This is a genomic window from Cryobacterium sp. RTC2.1, from assembly GCF_035018685.1.
GTDB lineage: Bacteria > Actinomycetota > Actinomycetes > Actinomycetales > Microbacteriaceae > Cryobacterium > Cryobacterium glucosi.
The window spans coordinates 1-230 of the sequence record NZ_JASJXJ010000398.1 but is presented as its reverse complement, the minus strand read 5'-3'; the positions used below and the strand labels follow the sequence as shown (position 1 = coordinate 230).

The 230-nt window shown below is 67.0% G+C and carries 1 pseudogene; it reads right to left on the bottom strand.

Annotated elements, in window-relative coordinates:
* Window positions 1–203 (bottom strand): annotated as a pseudogene (locus tag QN357_RS19455) (IS21 family transposase); the annotation flags it as partial.
* Window positions 204–230 lie beyond the last annotated feature (27 nt).

Genomic DNA, 230 nt, shown 5'->3' with positions numbered 1-230 from the left:
ACCCATTCCTCGATCTTGGGCAGGAACGGGTCCGTGACCCGGCCCCGGTAGGCGGGCTCCGCGAGCGGCCGGCCCGCGTCGCGCGCGGCGACGTGCCGGGCGACGGTGTGATGCGAGCACCCGGTGAGCTCGGCCGCAGCACGCAACGACTCGGTCAGGTCGTAGGCAGCGAGTATTTCCATGATTTCTCCGTCAAACTTCATTCAGGGCCTCTTCCTGGGCGACTTTGA